The 17,273-nt window shown below is 40.2% G+C and carries 13 protein-coding genes and 1 other RNA gene; all 14 read right to left on the bottom strand.

What is annotated here, in order from left to right; genetic code table 11:
- Window positions 1-4,125: mucin-binding protein (locus AC3E7H_RS07020; RefSeq protein WP_490676303.1), on the bottom strand; the 4,125-nt coding region annotated here is incomplete at its 3' end.
- A gap of 465 nt (window positions 4,126-4,590) precedes the next feature.
- Window positions 4,591-5,223 (bottom strand): response regulator transcription factor, encoded by a 633-nt coding sequence (locus tag AC3E7H_RS07015; protein WP_049531079.1) that lies wholly within the window; start codon window positions 5,221-5,223, stop codon window positions 4,591-4,593.
- Between the two features lie 18 nt (window positions 5,224-5,241).
- On the bottom strand, window positions 5,242-6,231 hold the full coding sequence (locus AC3E7H_RS07010) for an envelope stress sensor histidine kinase LiaS (protein WP_490676302.1): 990 nt from the start codon (window positions 6,229-6,231) through the stop codon (window positions 5,242-5,244).
- Entirely contained in the window at window positions 6,228-6,926 is a 699-nt protein-coding gene (gene liaF, locus AC3E7H_RS07005) for a cell wall-active antibiotics response protein LiaF (RefSeq protein WP_490676301.1), read from the bottom strand. The genes AC3E7H_RS07010 and liaF overlap by 4 nt, the downstream gene beginning before the upstream one ends.
- 94 nt (window positions 6,927-7,020) lie before the next feature.
- Window positions 7,021-8,022 carry a type 2 isopentenyl-diphosphate Delta-isomerase gene (gene fni, locus AC3E7H_RS07000; RefSeq protein ID WP_490676300.1) on the bottom strand — a complete coding sequence of 334 codons (1,002 nt, stop codon included), beginning with the start codon at window positions 8,020-8,022 and terminating at the stop codon, window positions 7,021-7,023.
- On the bottom strand, window positions 8,000-9,013 hold the full coding sequence (locus AC3E7H_RS06995) for a phosphomevalonate kinase (RefSeq protein WP_490676299.1): 1,014 nt from the start codon (window positions 9,011-9,013) through the stop codon (window positions 8,000-8,002). Before AC3E7H_RS06995 ends, fni begins: the two co-directional genes overlap by 23 nt.
- A complete protein-coding gene (gene mvaD, locus AC3E7H_RS06990) occupies window positions 9,000-9,953 on the bottom strand; it encodes a diphosphomevalonate decarboxylase (protein WP_490676298.1) in 954 nt (317 codons plus the stop codon). Before mvaD ends, AC3E7H_RS06995 begins: the two co-directional genes overlap by 14 nt.
- Window positions 9,935-10,813, bottom strand: coding sequence for a mevalonate kinase (gene mvk, locus AC3E7H_RS06985; protein ID WP_490676297.1), 879 nt, complete (start codon window positions 10,811-10,813; stop codon window positions 9,935-9,937). The genes mvaD and mvk overlap by 19 nt, the downstream gene beginning before the upstream one ends.
- Before the next feature lie 122 nt (window positions 10,814-10,935).
- The gene (locus AC3E7H_RS06980; protein WP_490676296.1) at window positions 10,936-11,865 is read right to left on the bottom strand and encodes an N-acetylmuramoyl-L-alanine amidase family protein; all 930 of its coding nucleotides are present in this window, start codon (window positions 11,863-11,865) and stop codon (window positions 10,936-10,938) included.
- 95 nt (window positions 11,866-11,960) lie between these two features.
- Window positions 11,961-12,650, bottom strand: a complete 690-nt coding sequence (locus tag AC3E7H_RS06975) for a response regulator transcription factor (RefSeq protein WP_490676295.1) — start codon at window positions 12,648-12,650, stop codon at window positions 11,961-11,963.
- An 11-nt stretch (window positions 12,651-12,661) separates the two neighbouring features.
- Complete coding sequence (gene gnd / locus AC3E7H_RS06970) at window positions 12,662-14,086, bottom strand: NADP-dependent phosphogluconate dehydrogenase (RefSeq protein WP_003017375.1); 1,425 nt, start codon at window positions 14,084-14,086, stop codon at window positions 12,662-12,664.
- 76 nt (window positions 14,087-14,162) lie between these two features.
- Entirely contained in the window at window positions 14,163-15,626 is a 1,464-nt protein-coding gene (mapZ, locus tag AC3E7H_RS06965) for a cell division site-positioning protein MapZ (RefSeq protein WP_490676294.1), read from the bottom strand.
- 12 nt (window positions 15,627-15,638) lie between these two features.
- The gene (locus AC3E7H_RS06960; protein WP_049503035.1) at window positions 15,639-16,796 is read right to left on the bottom strand and encodes a THUMP domain-containing class I SAM-dependent RNA methyltransferase; all 1,158 of its coding nucleotides are present in this window, start codon (window positions 16,794-16,796) and stop codon (window positions 15,639-15,641) included.
- An 81-nt stretch (window positions 16,797-16,877) separates the two neighbouring features.
- An RNA gene (rnpB, locus tag AC3E7H_RS06955) (RNase P RNA component class B) lies at window positions 16,878-17,258 on the bottom strand.
- Window positions 17,259-17,273: the final 15 nt, after the last annotated feature.

Below are 17,273 nucleotides of genomic sequence, written 5' to 3'. Positions count from 1 at the left end.
TGCACTTGGAATTTTGTTTCCTTCTGGATCAACTGGAATGATCTTACCAAGTGGTTTATAAGTAACCTTATCCGTAACTTCTGGTTGATCTGGAGTAACTGTCTTAGATCCAGCTTCCTTCTTATCGGCATAGTAATGTTCAACAACTGGAACTGTTTCTTTGCCATAAGTGTGATTAGGTTGATCCCATGTTGTTGTACCATTTTTTTGTTTACCAGTAAAGGTGAAGTTATCTTGAACCTTATCAGCTGGAGTAGCTGTTCCTGCTCCTTCAAACGTTACCGTTTGTTTAGTTGGTTTTGTAACTTCAGTTGTTTTTGGTACGTAGATAATTGGTGTATCTTCACCTGGTTTTTCAGGAGTGATTGGTGTTCCTGGAGGTACTGATTTACCTGGTTTAGTTGGATCTTTTGGATCTGGAAGATGTGGTTCATAACCTGGTACATCTGGAACAAGTGGTTGACCTGGTTTAGTTGGATCGTTTGGATCATTTGGATACTTCACTTCTGGTGTTGATGGGAACTTAGGATCATTTGGTGTCTCTGGTTTTGGAACCAAGTTTCCAAGTGGTTTGTAAGTTACAGTTTCTTCAAGATTTTCTTGAGTGACTGTCTTAGAATCAACATTTGCTTTATCCGCATAGTAACCTGTCAATCCTGGTGTTGGAACTGCATCATAGTTAGCCTTATTCGCTGTCCATGGTGCATTAGGGTTAAGAACTTTACCTGTCACCTTATCAACATTTAAGGTACGTGTCCATTGTGCATTTTGAACATTGTCAGCTGGGGCAGTTGCCTTACCGTCTGATACCACATAATGAACAGTTGATGTTACATCTTTCTTCCATTGATCTGTCGCAGGGTATTTAGGACTGTTTGGATCATTTGGATTGATTGGATCTGTTGGATTGTGTGGATTATTTGGTCCAACTGGAGTTACATCGTGTTCTAGTCTAACTACGAATTCTTGTTCAATGTTTTCATCATCATCAAATTTCTTTTGATCTTCAGAGGCCTTTTTGAATCCATCGTCTACAAGTTTGTAACCTTTATTAACAAAATCAGCAATCTTAGCATCCGTTGAGTAGTTAATGGCTTCATCCGATTTACCAGAAACTTGATCTTTTGCTAACTCCTTATTATTAGCACTTGTATCAATGTATTTAATAATAGCTGATTGCATTGGTCGCTTATAGACAACGACTGTTTCGTATGTACCCAAATCAGACTTAGCTACAATATTGCGCCAATAAGTTTCTGAAACGGTACGTTTACCTGCTTGAGCTTCAATAAGCGTATCTGGTGCTTTGCTTGAATCATATGAAACAGAAACTGAATCAGCTTTAGCCCCAACTTCTAATCCTGGAACATTTGTTGATAGAATTTCTGGTTTATAGCCTTTGAGTTTTGGCGAAGCGATAGTACCATAATTATAGGTAGCAGAATTTGTTCCGTCTTTTTTCCAACCTGTATCAGCTATATTATCTCCATCGATATCAGAAATGTGATACTTCGCTTTACTGTATGCTGCTAAGAATTCATCACCATTTCTAACGCTTGAATTTCTTAAAATATTTTCGAAACCTTCTTTGTCGATTGAGACATCCAAAGTACGGTTCCAATCTGATGACTGGATAACATCTTTAACTGGATTTCCGTCTTTGTCTACTTTAACTGGAGTTCCATCTTCGTAGACATATTTGATGATATTCTTATGAACACCAGTCGGGTTGATTTTAGTACCATTTGAAACCCAAATGTTTTGACGGTTATGATCAACAGGGTCAATACCATAGGTTCTATCTGTAGCGCTTACCCCACCAGAAGAAGAGCCTGTTTGAACAGATGCAGCGTTAGCAGGTTGAATATCTGGTCTTCTACTTATGAAACCAGCGATTGACATTGAACCGCTCCGTATATTAGTCCAAACAGAACTTTGTTTATCTTTAGTTTGGCTATCCCTACCATCTTTATTCATAGAATAGACGGTATAAGTTCCAACAGTAGAGCCACCGTTCCGACTAGCTGGACCGTTAAATTCGATTCTGTTTCCAGACGCTGGTGTTTTATCTGAGATATAAAGGATGTTTCCGTGTCCAATATCCTGTGGGTTGTTCCCTTGAGGAATAGATACTGGTAATTTACCCGTAATTTCCCCTGCTGAAAGACCTTGTGAGTTTGTATATCTCATGAAGGATACATAAAGTGGGTTATTGAACTGGAAGACAGTATTCTTACTTGAACCCAAGGCTACGGAAATCAACTCCGCATAGAAGTTGGTATTATCATCTCGGATATCTACGATAGAACCCTTATTAGCTTGGAAAAGTGGCTCAGACTTAGTACCATTCTGAGAACCAAGTGAAATGACATCATCCCAGTCATTGTTGCCACGATTGTCCATTTGCACACGGAAAGTCGCAAAGTCATCTACTAAGATTTTACCATTTTCATTGAGGCCGATATAGTTGTAACCATCGTAACTACCCGAAGGTGCACCACCGTTCTTACCTTTACCATCTGAATGGAAGGTATTTGTCGAATGTTTACCAAAGGCTACTCTTGAATCATTACCGAAATCAAGTGCTACACCGCGTCCTCTATTTTCAAAGCGAACTTTTGAATTTTGACCTGTGACAAGTTCTGAGTTATTACCCATCATAATCCCATCACGGCCATTAAACTCAAAGGTACCTTCTTCACCAATAAGAACACGGCTAGGGCCATTTTTACGACCATGGTTACCTGCACCGTAACCACCGAAACGATTCTTATCGTTAACTCCATCCCCTGGACGGTCTATACCAATTGAAATACCTTGACCGATACTAGTATTTAAGACTAACTTAGAGCCTTTACCAGTTTCTACGGTACCACTATCAGCCATGAAAATACCAGCATTATGGTAGCGAGCATTATCAGTTCGGTTGTCAGTGTTCATGTTGATAGTAAGACTACCTTTATCTTTTACACTGACTTTAGCTCCACTTTCAAGAGTAATAGCATCCCCTTGAGAAGAGCGATTAAGCGTTAAACTAGCTCCCTCAGCAACTGTTACAGATTTGGCATCGTGAATATTTGACTCACGACGTTGATCTGAACGGCCAACCGCGCCAACATTACGTTGTACGTATTGTGTTTGACCGTTTGCTGCTTGGTAACTGTCACTTACTGTTGATGTTGTATTCCCTTTGATAACGACATTTGTGTTACCACCACCACCATAAAGTGATGAACCAACACTGGTTACGTTGTCAAAAGTGACAGTATTTGAACCGCTAGTTCTTGATAGTTCAATTGGACCTCTAGAGTTTGCTGAAGCAATCTTAAGATTTTTGAGGTTTAGTTCCCAGCTAGCTCCTGTCAACTCCAAAGTGTGTGACAAAAGTTCAAGACGAGCGTTTTCATTTTTACCTTGGATAGTAACTGGACGTGATGGTGCACTAATGGTAGTTCTACGGTCTACAGAACCAGGATTTCGGCCATCTGTGTTTCCATTATCACCTTGAGCAACGACATCACCATTTACAGTGATTTCGTTGACATTTCCATCCTCTAAGGCTGAAACAAACTCACTCCAATTTGATACTTCACGTTTATTTTCTGAAGTAGCTCGACGTGTACGTGTTGAACGGCGTGCTTCAGTTGGAGCTGGAGCTTTATCAGTAGATTTACCATCTTTTTCAGCAACTTCAGCTTTATCAGTAGACTTACCATCTTTTTCAGCAACTTCAGCTTTACCTTCAGTTGTTTTTGCCGTATCTTCACTTGATACCTTAGCTGATTCTTCTTTATCAGCTTTTGGCTTTTCAGTTGTTTCTGGTGTTACAACAGCTTTATCTACAAGTGTAGAATTTGACTCAGAAGTTTCTGAAGCTTCAGCAGGTTTTTCAACTACTGCAGGTTTTGATTCAGAAGTTTCTGACACTGAAGATTCCGACGTACTAGTTGAACTATCTGGACTAGCAGATACTACGGAAGGGGACAAAGTTTCTGAAACATTTGTCTCATCAGCGCTAGCGACTTGGCCACTCAAAAAGAAGGCGGTTCCTAAAAGAACAGACGCTAAACCAAAGCTATACTTACGTAAAGAAAAGCGTTGGCGTTCATTAAAATGATACTTCATTTTATTCTCCTTAAAATATTTGTATATTTTTACACATACTAGTATACCACTTCAAATTAATATTTCAACTATTTTTATATTTTAATTGTCTTTTATAACCAGTTATTTGTTGTCGGAATATTTTCATCCACTATAACTGTGGATTTTTTTGATAACAAAACTATTTTTTGTAAAATAAAAGATTTCTTGATACATTATTGCAAAAAACTTTATTATATACGACATGAATATTATAGAATGTATCACTTAGATAATCTTCCTAGTTCTTTAAAAACTTTAATCGAAACATTGTATGCCTGTTAATAGAATAAGTATTAAAAAATCGTAAAAACAAAATAAAATAGACCAGTTTTCCTGATCCATTTATTCTATAGTTATAAATTATATAGATACATTCTTAACTAAAAGTAAATCTTTTGAATGACTTTTGAAAAATAAACCTTACTTTCACTCCAAAAGATTCATCTAGAAATCCTCATGCCCTACTAAGTGATGCTGAAAGGCATATACTGCTGCCTGGGTGCGGTCACTAACCTGAAGCTTTGCTAAAATATTGGATACATGGGTTTTAACTGTCTTAAGGGAAATGAACAATTCATCAGCTATACGCTGATTTTCATAGCCTTTAGCGATTAATTGAAGGACATCTCGTTCACGAGCTGTCAGATCTTCATGTAGTTCAATATGATTGCGGTTGTATTCTACCTTCTTGCTAACCTCTTGTTCAATGGCTAGCTCTCCAACCGCCACCTTACGAACAGCGTGTAACAATTCATCTGCACTGGACGTCTTGAGCATATAACCTCTAGCTCCAGCATTCAAGACCGGCATGATTTTTTCATTGTCTAGGTAAGAGGTCACGATTAATATTTTAGCTTCTGGCCATTCTTTGAGAATAGCTAGAGTTGCATCAATTCCGTTGACTTCAGGCATAACAATATCCATGACGATCACATCTGGACGAAGCTCCAAGGCCATAGAAATTCCTTCCGCACCATTGGTTGCTTCTCCTACAACCTCTACATCATCTTGTAATTCAAAATAACTTTTTAAACCCAGACGCACCATTTGGTGGTCATCTACTAATAATAGTTTCATTTCATTTCCTTTTGTTAGTCACTCAAGCAAGGGAATGCGGATATCCACTGCCAAACCCTGCTTAGGAGCCGTCATCAATTGTACTGTCCCAGCCATATCTTCCACTCGTTCTTTGACATTGCGTAGACCATAGCTTAGTTCATCAACATCATCTAGCTGAAAACCACGACCATTGTCTACTACCTTCAACTGCAAACCTGTTTCCGTTTGATAAAGGTAAACATCTAGACATGAAGCTTGGGCATGACGAAGTGTATTACTAATCAATTCTTGGACGATACGGAAGACATGTTCCTCAATCTTTTTAGGCAATTCGTCTACCTGATATTTAAAGCTTACCTTCAATTCACTTTTTTCTTCTAGCTCTTTGAGGAGTAGCTGAATACCCTCCACCAAGCTTTTTTGTTCCAGTTCAATTGGTCGTAAATGCAAAAGAAGAATGCGCAAGTCTCTTTGAGCTGTCTCTAAAATGGCAGTCACACTTTGGAGTTGTGTTTGCATCTTCTCGCGGTCTAATTTAGAAGCTTGTTGGCTGAGCCCAGATAAAATCATATGGGCTGCAAAAATTTCTTGGCTGACCGTATCATGCAAGTCACGTGCGATTCGCTTGCGCTCCTTTTCAACAATTTCTTCTTCTTTGACCAAGGCCTGATTGTCTGCTTTTTGAATAGCTTCTGTCAACAAACCGAGCTTTCCTGACAAATTTCTAAAACTTGCGTCTAAGTCAGCATCTCCCAGACTTTCAATATCTTTGCCAGCTAGGAGACGTTTGAGATTTGCTTGGATTCTTCTCTTTGAAATTTCGTCAACCATTGTCCAGAATAGGACTAATAAAAAGGCTAGGGCAAGACTAAACATCAGGGCTAGAAAAAGGACTTTTTCTGTCTTTTCTAGATCCTGAAAAAGAGAAGTCCACTCCAAATCTAAGACCTTAAAAAGGCTTCGAAATAGAAAAGCAACAAAGAGAAATGAGGTGAGACCAATTAAAATATAGGGTTGTTTTTTCATCCTCTCACCACCTCAACATCTCCAATCATGGTTGTCAAAAGTACCTTAACACTCTTAGGACTCTTGAGATAATCTCTGGTTTCTTGATGAAATTGCTCATTACGTAAAGCACGTTTAGGCTGGTCAAAAAAGGTTAAGTCTCCATACAGAGAATTGACACTAAGACTGACTTCAACATCTACTGGTACAATAATTCTAGTCGTACCCACCAGTTTTCTCAAGATGATGACATTATCATGATTGCTCAAAATCACGTGCTCTAGATGAATGGTATCTTTCCCCATGAGACGAAAAAGGTTGATATCATCAAAGCGGCAAGTCTGGTAGCTTGAGAAGTGGTGTAGATTCCCAAACCAGCGATTTTTCTCCCTCTTCACTGTCACTACTTCTTCAAAAAACAGATTGGTGTCTTCTCTTTCCTGATTCATCATAGGATAAAGCAAGAAGAGACTATAAATCAAAGCCACAAAGATAGCTAAAATGACAAAGGGATTGAGCATGATGATAAAGAAAAATAGGATGCTCACTGCCACTAATATGAGGTTATTCCCCTGTCTTCCAGTATAGTATCGAATCAGCAGTAAAAACAAGAGCAAGATCAGCAGAAAACGGGAAAAATGCTCTGATACCATCATAATCAGAGCTCCTGTTAATAAACAAGCTTCAATAAATAGAAAAATTTGAAATTTTCGCATGTATCCGTCCTCTCTATTTTATTGTATCACAAAACCAAAAAGTCACATCAGTCTGAGGAATGATAAAGAGACCGGGACCAAAATCCCGACCTCCTTATAATTGATCTTTTGCTTCTTTTAATTTTCCGTAAAGGAGATAGTCGACCTCTTGCAAATCCTCAATTCTTTTACAATTAAGGGCACACATAATCAAGCATAGGTCTTCCTTCCAACCTTCAACAATGGAAATAACGACATCAACAGAGTAATTTTCAACCAGCTCTAACATGGTGCGTGATAGACCAACCGCCTTGGCTCCAAATACCAGGCATTTGATGATGTCTAGTGGATTGCGCACTCCTCCACTTACCAAAAGCTCCATCTTATCTTTCCAGTCTTGGGCATTCAGAAGTGCTTGCATAGTTGATTGACCCCAGTCATTTAGGTAGTCACGCTGTCCACTGCGACGGTTTTCAATATAGGCAAAGCTCGTTCCCCCACGACCAGACAAATCAACGGTTCGTATTCCCATCTCATAAGCCTTAGCAATGGTCTTAACATCCATACCAAAACCGACTTCTTTTAAAACAAGAGGAACTGTGATTTGCTCAGCATAATCTTTCAGATTACTTTGCCATAATCTAAATTGACGTTCACCTTCTGGCATGAGTAATTCCTGCATAACATTGACATGAACTTGCAAGAGGAGGGGATTCATCTCTTGGACCGTTTGTATCCCCAATTCAACAGGCTTGTCTAAGCCAATATTGGTTCCAAGTAGAAGGTTAGGGTGACTAGTTTTGACTGAAAAAGAATTGTCCGATGGATCCTTAAGTGCCGCACTGTAAGAACCTGTCACAAATAAAATCCCACAGGCCTCAGCCACCTGAGCCAATTTTTGATTGATTTCTCTGCCCTTGTCACTCCCACCTGTCATGGCGTTAATATAAAAAGGAAAGTCCCATTTGCGCCCTGCAAATTCTGTCGAAAGATCAATTTCATCTAAGTCATATAAGGGTAGCGAAGAATGAATCAGTTCAACTTCATCAAAACTATTATAAGAACTTTTTTGTTCAAGGGCATAGCGGATGTGCTCATCCTTCCGATTCGTCGTCATGTCCTATCCTTTCTTGATACAAGAGTTCAATCCCAAGATCAGCCCAGCGTTTTTTCAGTAATGTGGTCGAATCTTGGTCAAAACTGAGGGCTATCCCACAGTCTCCACCACCAGCACCACTACTTTTAGCAACAGCTTTTAAGTTTCTGCTGGCATCTTTTAATTGTCTGAGCGAAGGTGTGTAAATATCTGAACTCAAGCCTTCTAAAAGTTGGCTGGCTTGTTCTAACAAGGCAATAATGGTTTCTTCTTGCCCTTCCTGCAATCCCTTCACCAAAGATTTTACTGTTTCTTTTGAAGCCTGCAAAAAGCTAGCGTTCATATTGTTCTTGATTTGCTTGACCATATGACTAGACACAGCTACTTCCTTGGTCCAACCCACCAGAAAATCAAATTTCAAGGCCGGTTCAACACTAGAAATAGAAAAGCCCCAATCACGTGCCAATACAGTTGGCAAGTCTTCCTTTTCTAGCCATTGTGCCACTTTCTCCCGATCAAATGACTGATAGAGGACTAGGTTTTCTGAAACGATACAGGCAATGTCACCCATGGAACCATTGTCCCCACGTTTGAGAAGGACTGCACTCGCCAGTTTAAACAAGAAGTCTCTTTCAGCTGGTCTATCATAGAAAGCAAGCATGGCCTTGATAACCAATACAACGACGCTACCACTAGAACCCAGACCAAACTTCTTGCCCTCACGCTCCATTTTCCCACGAATGTCTAGGGAGAAAGGCTGTAGTTCAACTCCTTGGACAGTCAGGTATTCCTCCACCAAGGCAACTGTTTCTTGAATCAAGGCATAAGAAGAATCTGGACTCATGTCTACACTATAGGAAAACATATCTGAGTAGAGTCGATAATTATTAGACGCTTTAATCTCAGCCGTCATATAGATGGGAATAGCCTTTATTAGCGCCAACTGTCCTGGTTCTAAAATGGCATACTCCCCAGCCCAATAGAGCTTCCCACAAGTTTTAACAATCGTCATCTTGGCTCAAATCCTTTGTTTTTGAAACGATTAAGCGATAGCGTTGACCTAAAAGTTCTGATAAATGTTCCAAGTCCTCTTCCAAGCAAAGAACCTTGACATTAGGGCCCGCATCCATGGTAAAGTAGCAAGATTCTCCTTGTTCTCTAAGCTGACGAACAAAATCCATAGCCTCATAACTAGCATCTGTCAGATAAGAGAAGGAGGGAGTGGCTGTTTTTGTCGTAGCATGCATAGCCAAGGCGTTCTTCTCTGTCAATTCTCCAACTTTCTTAAAGTCATTTTCCTTGAGGTAGACCAACATATCCTTGTAATCTTGTTCAGATTGACGAATCCACTCATCAAAAGTTGTCGAAGTCTCCACACAGAGCTTCATCCCATCTCGACTGGAAATTGGTTTTTTCTGGTCTTCCAAGACCAACATAATCATAGCGAGTTTCAAGTCAGTCTCAACTGGATAGATCTCTCCACTATCCTTGTCCCAGGCTGCCAAGGGGCCATAAAAACTACGAGATGAAGAACCCGATGCAAACTTAGCTTCCAAGGCCAATTCTCTGCGACTCAGCCCCAGTTGGAAATATGAGTTACAAGCTTTGACCAAGGCAGATAAACCACTGGAACTTGAAGAAAGGCCTGCTGCTGTTGGCATATTGTTCTTAGTATCGATACGAACAAACCCTGCTCCTTCAGGACGGTAGCGGTCAATGATTTTACTCATCTTAGCGTGCTCAGCTTCATTTTGTAACTGACCATTGATATAGAATGCATCTGCGGTTGCATCAGCTGGTAAAGGAGAAAGTGTCGTCTCCGTATACATATTTTCTAAGGTTAGAGAGATACTGCTAGTCGCAGGAACCATCTCTTTTTCTTTTTTCTTACCCCAATATTTGATAATAGCAATATTGGCATAGGAACGTACTGTTACAGGCTTTCGATCCATGTCTGAACAGCTCCTTTCTCTTCTAATCTTTCTGCTAGTTCTTGCGCTTGGCGATAGTCGGCTACTAAGGCTATGATACAGCCTCCTAAGCCACCACCACTCATCTTGGCGCCAAGAGCACCATTGTCGAGAGCAGTTTCAACCAAGGCATCTGACTCAGGACTGCTAACTCCAATTTCCTTTAGATTGCCATGTGCCTTTGTTAAAATCTCTCCCAGCTTCACGGCATCTTTTGTTTTTATTGCTTCTTCTGCTTGCTGGGTCAACTCTCCTAGCGCATGTAAGAAAGGTAAGGCATCCTTGCCTTTACTCTCTACAACTTGGATAGCTTCACGAGTATGTCCATAAACTCCAGTATCAGCAATGACCAGATAAGCTGACAAATCCATAGCTAATTCTTCAAAACCTACATTCTTGATAAAACGAATAGGCTGGTCACTAAGACAGGTCTTGGCATCTAAACCACTAGGATTCATATGGGCAATCATCTCCGCCCGATTGACCAAAATCTCTAACACGTCATGTGGAAGTTCCGCTTGGTAATAATCAAATACCGCTCGAATGGCTGCAATGCTAATGGCTGCTGAAGACCCCATCCCACGTTTTTCAGGAATAGCCGAGTCAATTTGACAACGGATGCACGCATCTTTTATATTTAGATACTCGAGAGAAGCATATACCGCCATGGATAAGGTGTCCTCTTCAAAAAGACGCCATGGTGTCGCTGCAGGAACTACCCGACAAGTCACCTCTACCTCTAAAAGCGGCAAAGAGATTGCTGGATAGCCATAGACTACTGCATGCTCTCCTATTAAAATAATTTTACTATGTGCCTGACCGACACCAACTTCTTTTGTCATTTAATCCTTCTATCAGACGAAAACCGTCTTTTTCTAGATAAAATTTTAGAACTTTATTCCTTTCTATTTTATTATATTTTCACAAAAAAAGCGATTGTTTCCTTCACAATCGCTTGTTTTCATTACTGTACCCACTCGCCATTATAGTTGACGTAGTAGCCATCTACTTTTGTATTTACAGCTAAGGCACCTGAACTATAGGCATAGTACCATTTACCATTAACTTGGAACCAGCCTGTCACCATAGCTCCTGACGAACGAAGATAATACCAAGTATTACCGACATAAATCCAGCCAGTTTTCATATCACCATTTTGAGCATCTAAATAATACCAAGTTGAACCATCTAGATACCAACCGGTCGCCATAGCACCTGATGAACGGAGATAGTACCACTTATTACCAAGATACTGCCAACCAGTTTGCATAATGCCAGTCTCTGGGTCTAAATAGTACCAAGTGGAAGCATCTTGAATCCAACCAGAACGTCTCTCACCACCAAGATTCTTATTCCCAGAATTTCCTGTTTTTGCTAGGTAATACCAGTTAGACTGATCGTAAAGCCAACCTGTCTTTAAAGAATGATCTTGATCAAAGTAGTAGTATGCTAATTTAAGAACTTCTGGACCTTCCCATCCTTCACCATGTTTTTTCCCAACGGTTAAGGAATCTTTTACCTCTAATTGTTGCCAGCCAACAAATTCTTGTAGTACGCCATCTTGGTTAAAGTAATACCATTGTGGCATTGGCATAGATTCTAATCTTAAACCATTTGGGTAAGGACCAATTGTACTACCTTTAGATGGAAACGGGATATATTGCCAGCCAACAACCATCTCACCTGATACATGATCAAAATAATAGTACTTGCCATCAATCACTCTCCAGGCCTTTTCTTTGATATCGCCCTTCTTGTAGTAGGTTCTACCATTTTCTTGAACAAATTTCCAGCCTTCTGAATCAGCATCATCCGCAAATACTGTACTAGTTGCTAACAGACTAAAAAAGAATGCTGCAAGTCCAGCTAGCATCATTTTTTTCAAAAATTTCATTCTTTTATCCTCCAAAATGATTGTAGCAAAAATCAAATCATATGTCAACATTTCAACGACTCAAAAAAAGCAGTTACAAAACTGTAACTGCTTTTCTATTCTTGCATGGTGTAACCAACACCACGCACGGTTTTAATGTAGCTCTTTTGACCTTTTACGTCAAGTTTACTACGTAGATAACGGATATAAACATCCACAATATTGGTTTCGGTCGCACTTTCATACTTCCAAACACTTTCCAGCAATTGCTCACGAGTTAAAACCTTCTTACTTCCCATAAGGGTAGCTAAGAGGTCATATTCACGACGTGTCAGAGCAATCATCTCCTCGCCACGATAGACGGTATGATGTTCTACATCCATACGCAGATTGCGATAAGCTGTCGGAACTTTCATCTGACTACAGTGTTGGTCGATGAAATCTCGACCTCGGAAGATAGCTGAAATACGATTGACCAAATCATCGATAATGATTGGTTTATAGATGTATGAAACAGCGAAACGCTGGATTGTTTCAAGTTGGTCTTGCAATTCTTCTCGATGGTCCAAGACCATGATCACCGCAGCTGGCTTGGTTCGACTCAACTTATCTGCAAAATCCTGGGCTGTCATATCCCCTAGATGAGCATTCAGTAAAATCAAGTCATAGTCTGTCTGAAGAGCCATGGAGAGGGCTTTTGGTCCCTCTTCTACCTGATCAACTCGGTATTGCTCTTTTTGGAGTTCCAGACTTAAAAAATGAGCTAGATTTCTTTCTTTCTCAAGTAATAAAATCCGTTTCCCCATGGCTGACCTACTTATTTTTCGTCATACCAAGAGTAGTGGAAGGTTCCTTCTTTATCCTTACGTTGGTAAGTGTGGGCACCAAAGTAGTCACGTTGTGCTTGGATCAAGTTCGCTGGAAGATCAGCTGAACGGTAGCTGTCAAAGTAAGTGATAGCTGCTGAGAAGGTTGGTACTGGTACACCAGCTTGAACAGCAAGAGCTACGATATCACGAACAGATTGTTGGTACTTAGCAGTTACGTCCAAGAAGTACTCATCCAAAAGAAGGTTAGCAAGATCTGCATCACGGTTGTAAGCATCTGTAATCTTTTGCAAGAAACGTGAACGGATGATACATCCATCACGCCAGATAGAAGCGATGTCTGCAAATGGCAAGTTCCAGTTGTTTTCTTTAGAAGCTACACGCAATTGCGCAAAACCTTGTGCGTATGAGATGATTTTTGAGAAGTAAAGAGCTTGACGGATTTTTTCAATCAACTCAGCCTTATCTCCTTCAAATTTGAAAGCAGCTGGTTTTGGAAGAACCTTGCTAGCATGTACACGTTCTTCTTTGTAAGTTGAGATGTAACGTGCAAATACTGACTCAGTAATGAGTGACAATGGCACACCAAGGTCAAGAGCTGATTGACTAGTCCATTTACCAGTTCCTTTGTTTCCTGCAGCATCCAAGATATAGTCTACGATTGGTCCGTCTTGACCTTCGTCATCTTTGCGTCCAAGGATATCAGCAGTGATTTCGATCAAGTAGCTGTCCAATTCACCCTTGTTCCACTCAGTAAAGATTTCAGCCATGTCTTCTGCAGAGAGGCCAAGCAAGTGTTGCATAAGATCGTAGCTTTCTGCGATCAATTGCATATCACCGTACTCGATCCCATTGTGGACCATTTTTACATAGTGACCAGCTCCATCAGGACCGATGTAAGTTACACATGGTTTTCCATCTTCTGGAGCTTTTGCAGAGATTTCTTCAAGAACATCTGCTACCAAGTCATAAGCTTCTTTTTGTCCGCCAGGCATGATAGATGGTCCTTCAAGGGCACCTTTTTCACCACCAGAAACACCTGTACCGATAAAGTTGATACCTGAGTTAGCCAACTCTTCATTACGACGGATGGTATCTTTGTAGAAAGTATTCCCTCCATCGATCAAGATATCACCTTTATCCAAGTGTGGAAGAAGGGCTTGAATTGTCGCATCTGTACCAGGTCCTGCTTGTACCATAAGCATGATACGACGTGGTTTTTCAATTGAGTTTACGAAGCTTTCGATATCATAGCTTGGCACGAAGTTTTTATCAGGGTGGCAAGCAATCACATCTTCAGTTTTTTCTTTACTACGGTTATAAATAGCAACTGTATAACCACGAGATTCAATATTAAGGGCAAGGTTACGACCCATTACGGCCATACCAACAACACCAAAGTTAGCTTTTGTCATGTGACACTCCTCTTGTTTAATATGTTTTATTTTATCATGTTTATCTGTGAAAAGAAAGAATTTTGTAACAATTTGACTAGTAGTCTAAATCATCCGCATGTCCAGAACCATTCCCTACAAAGTAACCTGTCTTACAATTAAGGGTAAAGAGATAGGTACCATCTGGTTTATAAAGGTTGTAATAACCATTGCCATTAACAATATTCACAGGTTCCAAAATGTATTGGTTACCCGTGATATAGCCACGCGCACGCGAAGTCTCAAGAATGCGTTCAAGGACACCATCAGCGAATGTCCAAGCAGGATTACTACTATCACTTACAGCGGCTTGATTGTACGGTACTCGACTGACACTTCTTTGTAGGTTCACACCATTGCTTGCTAGTCCACTATTTAGGATATTATTTGCTGAGGCTGTTTCACCCGCTGAAGTTGATGCATTAGCAGAACTGCTAGCATTGCTTTCAGTTGCTGAGCTTGACTCTGTTTGGCTTGATGAACTTGACTGACTACTGCTTGAGCTTGTAGAACTTGAAAGTTGACTCTTACCGAGACTAATAGCCTTATCTAGCAGTTTATCAATTTCAGTATTCCCAGTCTTAACTTCGGTAAATTTAGCATCTGCCTTTACTTTAGCATTTGTATCTAGAACACCATCTGTAATAGCTGGCGTTTCAAATTGAGCATTAACATCTTGTACTGCCTTGATTTGTGTTTCAAGGCTATCATATTTTGATTTTGCAAGAGTATGTTCTTTAGCACCCTCAAGTTTATCTAATAGCTCTTTGAGCTGACTCAATTGACTAAACTGACTATTTTTTAGGGCAGTTTTATTCTCATCAGTATAAAAAGTGTCATAGAGACTGTTAAATTGATCGAGAATTGCTTGGTTACTTACCAAACCTGCATCAGATGACTGAGACTGAATTTCTTGAGAAGAACGCGTAATTTGACGATAAACGTAGTAGCTACCCCCAATAATCAAGACAACAATCGCTAAAAAAGCTGACAAAATGACCCACAGTTTTTTGCGTCGTGGTTCATCCTCTTCTTGAAGAGAGCGAGCTAGAATTGGGGTTTCTTCTTGTGAAGTTTCCTCATTTTCTACCTGTTCAGGTTCAAATACTTCCTCTACAAGATTTTTATCCATAACTAAAGTTTCTTCTAGTGGCGAAGGGAGAACTTCTTCAGTTGCTACTCCCTCTTCTTCAGCAAACTTTTCTGATTCAGAGACTTCTTCTACTGGTTCCACCTCTTCTTCAATCGTCTCTTTAGCTTCTTGGATCAAATCATCTAGACTTTGAAGTTCCTCTTTCTTCGCCTGAATGTTTGTAAATTTATCAGCTTCAATTTCTTCACGGTGTTGTTTAATGTATTTGTCCAAAATCGTATCATCAGGAGTTACTCCTGCTTCGATTTCTTCATTTTTTCGAATAACCTGTCCAACCGTCAAATCCTTAGCTTCCTCAAAATCAAACTGAGGTTCCTGAGATGTTTTCTCAGTTTCTAACAATTCTTCTTTTTTATCCTTCTGATCCATGGCAGCTCCTTTCTAATCTGTCAAATTTCTTTTGACACGTTGACCAAAATATTGATACAAATCAACTTTCAAAGTACCATTATAGAGTTTTCGTTTTTTATCCGCCTGACTACCATATTTACTTTCAAAGGCTTCATCACTTGTCAGAATAAACTTACTCCAAGTTTTGAGTGGTTCAAAAACCTCACCCATTTCAGCATAAAGTTTAGTTACTCCTGCATCATCTGACAAACGTTCACCATATGGTGGGTTAGAGATAATGACTCCATTAATCTTATCCGTACGCAAATCCTGTACGCGCATCTGTTTAAAGAGAATATCTCCAGATACTCCTGCTGCCTGGGCATTGGCTTTGGCAATTTCCACCATACGACCATCGATATCACAACCCATAATATCCAGTTCAATCTCTCGATTTATCTTCTTGCTTGCCTCAGTTCTGACTTCTTGAATCAAGCGGTCACTAACCCAGTTCCACTCTTCAAAGGCAAATGAACGACGCAAACCTGGTGCCATCTTGCGCGCAATCATAGCCGCCTCAATACAAAAAGTTCCAGAACCACAGGTTGGATCAATCAAAGGCTTATCTGGATACCAGTTTGACAGTTGCAAAATCGCAGCTGCCATATTCTCCTTGATTGGAGCACCACCTTTTTCAGTACGGTAACCACGTTTAAAGAGACTTGAACCAGTTGTATCAATCATAACAGTCGCTATATCTTTCAAAATGGAAACTTCAATCTTGAACTCTGGACCATTCTCCATCAGGGGAACACCTTCTGGTCGGGCATAGTGTTTTTGTAGTTTCTTAACGACTGCCTTCTTAGAAATTGCCTGCACACTTGGCTCATTGTGTAATTTTGACTTGACACACTTAGCCTTGGCAATTGGGAAACGAGCTCCTAGCGGAAGATAGTTTTCCCAATCTAAAGCAAAAACACCTTGGAAGAGTTCTTCAAATGTTTTTGCAGGAAAAGTTCCCACAACAATTTTGATTCTATCTGCAGCTCTTAGCCACAGGTTGGTTTGGATAATCGCTTTAACATCACCTTGAAAACGAACACGCCCATTTTCAACTTGACAATCATAACCCAAATCTCTTACTTCACGTCCAACTACAGCTTCCAAACCCGCCGCAGCAGTCGCAATTAAATTAAATGTTGTTTTCATTTCAGTCTTTTATAGACCTTTCTTTATGCACTTTAAAAAATGAGGTTGAGAATATATCTCAGCCCCAACCTATATGCAATTTTCTATAAGCCATGTTTTGTTCCAGAAGTGACTAGGACCACTTCCTTCGATAATCATCTGTCTACCACTAGCAGCTCTAGCTGCTAGCAGTCAGAGTACTACGTTCGTTTCCGCGCACTCCATGCCCCGACCAAAATTTGGGTTGCTAGCTTGAGGGGTTTACCGCGTTCCACTCTCTCTGTTTCCAGAGAGACTCCGTCACTGTGGCACTTTCAAGTCTACTCTGACATATCCAAAGACTTAGCCATTTCAACTGCCGTAACGATTTCTCGTCCCTAGGCTTATGGTTTCGCCTAGCACAAACACTACAGGCATCACAGCCTGTGCTAGCATGGACTTTCCTCATGAAAAGAAACTCTCTTCACGCGATTATCCAAAAATTGCACAACAGAAGTA

This window comes from Streptococcus sp. SCPM-O-B-15304 (M98), assembly GCF_058200215.1.
The sequence above is the reverse complement of the archived record's forward strand: the minus strand, read 5'-3'. Positions and strand labels throughout refer to the sequence as shown.

Excerpts from the sequence above, each read along its gene's own strand:
- fni (WP_490676300.1), bottom strand. The coding sequence starts at position 8,022 with ATGACGACGAATCGGAAGGATGAGCACATCCGCTATGCCCTTGAACAA.
- mvk (WP_490676297.1), bottom strand. The coding sequence starts at position 10,813 with ATGACAAAAGAAGTTGGTGTCGGTCAGGCACATAGTAAAATTATTTTA.
- AC3E7H_RS07010 (WP_490676302.1), bottom strand. The coding sequence starts at position 6,231 with ATGAAAAAACAACCCTATATTTTAATTGGTCTCACCTCATTTCTCTTT.
- AC3E7H_RS06975 (WP_490676295.1), bottom strand. The coding sequence starts at position 12,650 with ATGGGGAAACGGATTTTATTACTTGAGAAAGAAAGAAATCTAGCTCAT.
- liaF (WP_490676301.1), bottom strand. The coding sequence starts at position 6,926 with ATGCGAAAATTTCAAATTTTTCTATTTATTGAAGCTTGTTTATTAACA.
- mvaD (WP_490676298.1), bottom strand. The coding sequence starts at position 9,953 with ATGGATCGAAAGCCTGTAACAGTACGTTCCTATGCCAATATTGCTATT.
- AC3E7H_RS06995 (WP_490676299.1), bottom strand. The coding sequence starts at position 9,013 with ATGACGATTGTTAAAACTTGTGGGAAGCTCTATTGGGCTGGGGAGTAT.
- AC3E7H_RS06980 (WP_490676296.1), bottom strand. The coding sequence starts at position 11,865 with ATGAAATTTTTGAAAAAAATGATGCTAGCTGGACTTGCAGCATTCTTT.
- gnd (WP_003017375.1), bottom strand. The coding sequence starts at position 14,086 with ATGACAAAAGCTAACTTTGGTGTTGTTGGTATGGCCGTAATGGGTCGT.
- AC3E7H_RS06960 (WP_049503035.1), bottom strand. The coding sequence starts at position 16,796 with ATGAAAACAACATTTAATTTAATTGCGACTGCTGCGGCGGGTTTGGAA.
- AC3E7H_RS07015 (WP_049531079.1), bottom strand. The coding sequence starts at position 5,223 with ATGAAACTATTATTAGTAGATGACCACCAAATGGTGCGTCTGGGTTTA.
- mapZ (WP_490676294.1), bottom strand. The coding sequence starts at position 15,626 with ATGGATCAGAAGGATAAAAAAGAAGAATTGTTAGAAACTGAGAAAACA.